1 protein-coding gene is annotated in these 545 nt (G+C 45.3%); it reads right to left on the bottom strand.

Annotation, left to right across the window (positions count from 1 at the left end; all coding sequences use genetic code 11):
* A partial coding sequence (locus tag R8N47_RS27735; protein ID WP_318186428.1) for a M48 family metallopeptidase occupies window positions 1-545 on the bottom strand: 545 nt, incomplete at both ends.

Here is a 545-nt window from a genome sequence, read left to right as displayed (position 1 = left end):
TTGAATCCAGCTTTCGCCATGTACTCTAAGCCAACGATATCTGCTTCAGACTCTTGCGTTCTTCCATAAGGGAGAATTACGCCGTACTGCACACCAACACCTAACGCGGCCATAGTGAGCTGTTGATATTGTTTGTATTCAGATGCGCCAATTGCCACATTGGCTAACGACAGCCCAGCATTGGCCAACTGGCTTTGAGACAGCCGCTCGTTACTGTGTTCTGCTAAAACGTGCGCCACTTCGTGCCCGATAACCGTTGCTAACTGATCTTGGTTTTTCGCTACCTTGAGAAGGCCAGTGTAAACACCAATTTTTCCGCCTGGCAACGCAAACGCATTGACTTGGTCACTATCAAACACCACGACCTCCCAATCTTTGAAACCAGCTTGAGGTGGAATGGCATTGGTGATCTGCTTAGCTACGCATTGTACGTAAGCGTTGGTCTTTTTATCTTTACTGATTGGAATATCCTTCTTCATTTGATCAAAGGATTTTGCACCAAGTGATGACATTTCTTGATCTGAAAACATCAGTATTTGATTTCG

The sequence above is a fragment of the Vibrio sp. 2132-1 genome (assembly GCF_033344315.1).
The sequence above is the reverse complement of the archived record's forward strand: the minus strand, read 5'-3'. Positions and strand labels throughout refer to the sequence as shown.